7 protein-coding genes are annotated in these 6,284 nt (G+C 56.4%); all 7 read left to right on the top strand.

Going from position 1 to position 6,284, the window contains the following annotated elements; translation table 11 throughout:
- Nucleotides 1-4 precede the first annotated feature (4 nt).
- Nucleotides 5-967 (top strand): FAD:protein FMN transferase, encoded by a 963-nt coding sequence (locus ACSEXW_RS13295; RefSeq protein WP_438446637.1) that lies wholly within the window; start codon nt 5-7, stop codon nt 965-967.
- A 31-nt stretch (nt 968-998) separates the two neighbouring features.
- A complete protein-coding gene (locus ACSEXW_RS13300; protein WP_438446638.1) occupies nt 999-1,397 on the top strand; it encodes an FMN-binding protein in 399 nt (132 codons plus the stop codon).
- 5 nt (nt 1,398-1,402) lie between these two features.
- Nucleotides 1,403-2,191, top strand: a complete 789-nt coding sequence (locus tag ACSEXW_RS13305; protein WP_438446639.1) for an EFR1 family ferrodoxin — start codon at nt 1,403-1,405, stop codon at nt 2,189-2,191.
- Nucleotides 2,192-2,251: 60 nt separating this feature from the next.
- Complete coding sequence (locus ACSEXW_RS13310; protein WP_438446640.1) at nt 2,252-3,520, top strand: helix-turn-helix domain-containing protein; 1,269 nt, start codon at nt 2,252-2,254, stop codon at nt 3,518-3,520.
- A gap of 48 nt (nt 3,521-3,568) precedes the next feature.
- Complete coding sequence (locus tag ACSEXW_RS13315; protein ID WP_438446641.1) at nt 3,569-4,246, top strand: GNAT family N-acetyltransferase; 678 nt, start codon at nt 3,569-3,571, stop codon at nt 4,244-4,246.
- Nucleotides 4,243-5,427: a GyrI-like domain-containing protein gene (locus ACSEXW_RS13320; protein ID WP_438446642.1), complete on the top strand. Its 1,185-nt coding sequence runs from the start codon at nt 4,243-4,245 to the stop codon at nt 5,425-5,427. Before ACSEXW_RS13315 ends, ACSEXW_RS13320 begins: the two co-directional genes overlap by 4 nt.
- 455 nt (nt 5,428-5,882) lie before the next feature.
- Nucleotides 5,883-6,284, top strand: a 402-nt coding sequence (locus ACSEXW_RS13325) for a pyruvate formate lyase family protein (RefSeq protein ID WP_438446643.1), incomplete at its 3' end; no start/stop codon positions are given.

Below are 6,284 nucleotides of genomic sequence, written 5' to 3' on the forward strand. Positions count from 1 at the left end.
CGTGGTGTCAGCATGGATTGCGGATTCCGCTCACATGGGGATGGGGACTGTCATGACCCATCGGGCTTACGGGAAGCATGCGGAACCATCTCTTCGGGCTGTCGAAGAAGAAGCGCACCGAATCGAGAGGCTCTTGAGCCGCTTTCTACCGGACAGCGAGATCAGCCGGATCAACCGGACTGCCGGGGGAGCCGGCATACTCGTAAGCGATGACACCTGGGCGGTGCTTGAGCAGGCAGTGCGCTTCTCCAGCAGGTGCCAGGGCTGCTTCGACGTGACCATCGCCCCCTTGGCCGCTCTATGGCAAGAAGGCAGGGATCGCTCAAGGCCTCCGGAGCAAGCCGCGATTAGCCGGCTGCTACCCTTGGTAAATTACAGGGACCTGGTGCTGGATCCATGCAAGAAGACGGCGGGCCTTCGGAGAAAAGGGCAGTCCGTAGACCTTGGGGGGATAGGGAAGGGGTTTGCCGGTGACAAATTTGTGAATATATTCACAGAATATGGCGTCACATCGGCCTTCAGCAACATCGGAGGCAATGTCGTCGCCTTGGGAACGAAGCCTGACGGCTCTCCGTGGCAGGTAGGTATTAGGCATCCCAGGATGAACCACGCCTTGATCGGTTCGGTGGCGGTAAGCAGCAAGGCCGTCGTGACTTCCGGAGATTACATGCGGTGCTTCGCCGGCCCCGAAGGGTACCGATACCACCATATTCTGAATCCGTCCACCGGATATCCCTCCGATTCAGGGCTCGTAAGTGTGACCGTCGTCGCGGACAGCTCCACAACGGCCGATGCGTTATCCACGATCTTGTTCCTGGCCGGCATGGAGAAGGGGCTCGCTCTATTGAGAGGTTTTCCCGGAACGGGAGCTGTCTTGGTGGATAAGGACCTGTTGGTTCATGTGACGCCGGATTTGAAGGAAAGGTTCCGGGCCGCCGAATCCATCCGGACGGTCGTATGGGATTAAGAAACGGAGGAAGCCAGAGGAGATGAAGATCATGTTGAAGATCTTGTTGGGGATTACCGCGGTCACCGTGACCGGATTGGCCATCGGATGGCCGTTCTTATCCAGAGAGCATCGCGAGGCTCGAAATCTTCCCATCGGCAACATTGATTTCAGCAAGCTGAAGGACGGCACCTATATCGGCAAATACGAGGGCGGCATGTACAAATGGAGGGCTAACGAAGTCAAGGTCACGGTGTCCAAGGGCAAGGTTACCCGAATCGAGCTGTTAATGCACAAGGAAAATCAATCGGCCACCTTCACCGGCCAGCTCTATGGCCGGGTCATTCATGCGCAGTCGCTTCAGGTGGATACCATCAGCGGCGCGACGCTCACTTCCAAAGCTTATCTCAAATCCGTGGAGATTGCGCTCTCCCATAATCCGAAAGGGTGAATCCGATGATTTTTTATTTTTCCGGCACCGGGAACTCGTTCTACGCCGCCAAACAAATCGCCGAGCATATTCATGAGCCGCTCGTATCGATAGCCGCCGCCGTGAACAGCGGTTCGCAAGCTTACAAGTACACATTGAAGGACCGGGAAGCGATTGGTTTCGTATTTCCGACACACTCGTGGGGACCGCCCAAGATCGTTCTCGATTTTCTCGAAGGGCTTGAACTGGACGGATATGACAGCCACTATATGTTTGGTGTAGCGACTTGCGGGGGCAATATCGGCAACGCGATGGACGTGGTCAACCGTCAGCTGAAGCGGAAGGGAATGGAGTTAAGCAGCGGGTTTTCCATCGTGATGCCCAATAACTATATCATCATGGGCGATGTGGATTCCAAGGAAAGACAGGAGGCCAAGCTGAGTGCGGCTGAGAAGGCTTTGGAGAGCATCCGGGAAGCCGTTATGGACAGGCAACGGGGCGTTTTTCGGCTCAAAAAGGGGTTCCCCGCTAGGTTATTAACCGGTGTGGTCCATCCGATGTTCGTGAAGAACGGAATCCAGCCCGCAAAGTTCCATGCCACCGATTCCTGCCAAGGCTGCGAGACTTGCGAGAAGGTATGCGGCAGCGGCAACATTGCCGTTGACGGGAAGCCGGAGTGGGGGAGCCGGTGCACCCTGTGTCTCGCCTGCCTTCACTATTGCCCCGTTCAAGCGATTCAATATGGGAAGAGCACGGAGAGAAAGGGCAGATATACCAACCGGAATGTCAGCATTAAGGAAATCATAGGCGGATGATCTTCTGAGGATACGGGAACGGGAGCGGGAGCGTCTGCTTCACGAGAGGAGCTCTTCCAGATGGATAGGATTACGCGGTTCAATAGAGCCATTCATTACATCGAGGAGCATCTGACCGGCAAGATCGCTCTCGAGCGGGCGGCCCAAGCCGGGTTCACCTCCATCATGCAGCTGTACCGGGATTTCTACACCTTCACCGGACATTCGGTGAAGGAATATATCCGCAAACGGAGGCTCTCCAATGCGCTCAATCTGATCCGGTGCTCGGACATCTCCCTCGTCGACATCGCCTACGGCTGCGGCTACAGCTCCCAGCAAGCCCTATGCAGAAGCGTCAGGTCCGCTGTCTTCATGACCCCGTTGGAATATCGTCATAGCCGCGCCTTCTATTACTTCCCCCGATTCGACGGCGCTTCATCGCGGCAGGTAACCGTCGCATCGGAGAATCTCCCGAAGACCATCCGTGCCAAGTTCTATCACCCGCAATTAAGAGGGATCGAGGATCATGCGGTTCGCAGTCTGAGCCTTCTGCTGCCTGCCTACCGGGGCAGAATCTTCGGCAGAAACGGGCCTCAAAGAGGCAACCGCTTCTGCTACGAGGTATCCGTGGAATACGCTCCGGATCTGTTGGGGACATTCCGGAACAGCGTCTTCTGCGATGCCGCCGTCCATCCGGAGACGGGGCTGGTCTGTGCCAGAACCGCCGTCCGCAATGACGAGGAGGAGATTGGACAGGCATGGAACGATCTCTACGACGGCTGGTTGAAGACCAGCATGTTCGAGCCGGATGCCGAGGGTTACTACGAAGAGTACCTTCGCCAGGACGGTCAGGTCAAGCGGCTTGTTCTGTACCTGCCGGTGAAGAAGCGGGAGGACTATGACCGGATCACCCTGACCCGTTCCGAGGAAAGGACCTTCCTGGTGGCTACCCGGAAGGGAGAGGATGCGGAGCAGGAGGCTTCGCATGCGGTCATGAACGTCTTGGCGTCCCACAAGCCAGAGGCGATCCGAGCCGTACGGGAATTCTATGTGTCCAAGACAGCGGACTCCAGCACCTGCGGCGTCAGGCTCGATCCGGCGGCTGTGCCATCCGCGAACAGCGGATTGGAGGTGCTCCGGCTGCCGGAGGGGAGCTATGCGGTGCTGGAGAGCGGCTGCTGTGGAGACGGGCAGGTGCTGGAATCCCGGCTGGATAGGTGGGTCAGGGAAAACGGATTAAGGAAGAGCGTGCAGCCGGCTTGTTCCATTTATGTTGTGGATGGCGGCTATGGGCCAGAGCATGTCAAGACCACCTGCTGGATCCGATTGGAGGATGTTAAGAACGGATAATACGGCTCCCAGGTTATGCGGTAAAGTGGAAGGCAAGGAGGGGATTCCATGAATGTGGTGAAGAAGCTGTCGATTCAAGTCATGCCCGCGGACTATTCTCCCCGGTTCGTGCCGGAGATCGTCAAGCTGGTCAAGCGGCTGGCGGAGCAGGAGGCGGTGGTCTATGAGAACGCGGAGAAACGGCCGTTCCTGTTCGAGACAAGCCGTTTGATCATCCGCCGGTTCTATCCCGAAGATGCCGCGGATGTTCATATTCTGGCCAACGACCGGAACCGGTCGGTGATGAAGAATTACGACCATCCGTGGCCAACGGATGAGCCGGGCTGCAGGAAGGCGACCGATTGGTTCGCCTCCCGGGAGAATATGTGGGCGGTATGCTTGAAGCCCGATTATCCCTTGATCGGCATGATCGTCTTCAATACGATGGATGCGCAGCGCTGGATCGACTTGGGGCATGTGTGGCATACGGAGCATTGGCACGCCAAGCTGGATACCGAAGCCATCTCGCTTATGGTTCAGTATGCCTTCGAGCATCTGGGGGCAGAGGGCGTCTATGCCCATAATCCCTTGGATTGCGCGCCCCAGATTGCCCCCTTGCTGGATGTGGGAATGGCCTTGACGGAAACCATTCCGAACGCCTCCTTCGCCAAGGATGAAGAGGGGCATCCGATCTATTTTACAGGCTGCAGACTGGAGATCACCAGAGAAAGGTGGAATGAGCCGTGAACCCCAAAAAGAAAGCGCTGCCGCAGCAATTGCCCGAAGGCTACAGCCCAGCCGTTAAACCGGCCATCCTGAAGATTGCGGAGGAGATGAGCCTTGTGGAGCAGCCCAGGGAAACGGTGGTGGAGCAAATCGATGAGTTCTGCACCATTGTGGACAGGCCGGAGATGAAGCTTGTGGGCTATGCCCTGCCCATCAGCTACGAGAGCCGGGGGTATGGCGGCTATTCCGGCTTCGAGCATGCGAATTGTATTCTGAACGATTATTTCTTCACCAAGAAGCTGGTTCAGGAAGATGACCTGTCCCTGCTGTCCGGTCTGCTCGGCGAGAGCAGGAGGAGCGGCACGATTACGACCGTGCGTACGGAGGTTCAAGGCGACGGCAATTACAAGGTCATCGCGGGATACGAGGTCCTGGGCTTCGAGGATCTGCCGGAGTATCTGCCGGAATACACGGAGCTCTTCACCGTGCCTGCCTGTCGGTACGCCAAGATTCTGATTAACGAGACCAAGCGGCCGGACCGCAAGGGCTATGACGAGCGGATGCATGCGGACGGGTATTTTATCGGCAAGTTCCGCCAGGATACCGGCTATGTCTATAACTCGGCGGGGGTGGCGTTCAATACCTACGATGAGACGGGAGATGTCCTGACCAAGTACGAGCCTGTCAAAATCCCGGCGGACGATTCAGAGCGCTACGACTCCATCCGGATGAAGGTGGTCAGCCTGCCGGAGATGAAGATGGCTTGCAGCGTAACGCCTCCTGATGCCGAGGAATTCGTCATCTTCAAGTATTTCGGCGTTCAGAACCAGGTCTTCGCCACCGAAGCGGCCAAATACTATCTGCATGATTATTACGGGTTCCCGATCGACAGCGACCAGCCGGGGAAGATCAGCTCCTGCTTCGGCACCCGGGTCAGCACCTTCGACGGGCTTCCCGATTGCGTAGAAAAGCTGACGGTGCCGGGCGGCATCTATCTGCACATCTCGCAATTGGAGGTGAACGGGGATGATCCTTCCATCCCCTATCACGTGGCGTTCCAGCGATTGAACGAGATGTTCCTGTCCGCCAATCCCCGATACCAGCGCGACTGGAGCCGGCATGTGGTCGCCCGCTTCCGGCAAGCTAACTGCGCTTCCGTCTTTGTCCCGCTGTTGTTGTCCTCCATCCCTGCATCGTCGTAAGGTCTTCAGGCACCTGCAGCCGGTCGGTTCCCGGTAAGCAGGTGCCTTCGTTCTTGTGTCGACCCATTCGACGGCAACTTAGCTTCTTTGTGCGGGCCGAATGCCGCGCTCGCGAACCGCCACAACCTCCTACAGAAGGGGGTCAAGAAAACAGGTGTACCGGAGTCGTCATTCTGTTTCACAAGTTTCTGTTTTCTGTTCCATTATGCCTGTTCGTTCGAACACCGTTGTAACCGCTCTGTCACGGTTCTGGTTAGAGCTGGTGGATGATGTGGCAAAATATTGAAAAAGTCCGTAAAAACAGGGTGATTACCTGCCAATTGTTCTGTGTCTGACACAAACGTGTCAAGAAAACGTCGCTTTTTCTTTCCGGGGGAAAGGTGTATGATTTTAGGTATAGAGCAACTGTTATATAAATATATAAAAACTGTTTTTCTTCGGAGGGAGTTTTTGCAATGAAACAATGGGAAGGATTCCAAGGTGGGCAATGGCAGCAAGAAATCAACGTTCGGGATTTCATTCAGAAGAACGTAACCGTCTATACCGGTGACGAGGCATTCCTGGCCCCGGCTACCGAAGCAACCAATACGCTCTGGAAGCAGGTTATGGAGCTGACCAAGCAGGAGATCGACAATGGCGGCGTCCTCGATATGGACACCGAGATCGTCTCCACCATCACCTCCCACGGCCCCGGCTATCTCGACAAGGACCTGGAGACCGTCGTCGGCTTCCAGACCGACAAGCCCTTCAAGCGGTCCCTGCAGCCCTTCGGCGGCATCCGCATGGCGGAGATGTCCGCGGAGTCTTACGGCTTCAAGGTCAGCGAAGAGATCTCCCGGATCTTCACCGAGCTGCGC

This window comes from Oryzibacillus soli, from assembly GCF_051594765.1.
GTDB lineage: Bacteria > Bacillota > Bacilli > Paenibacillales > NBRC-103111 > Paenibacillus_AR.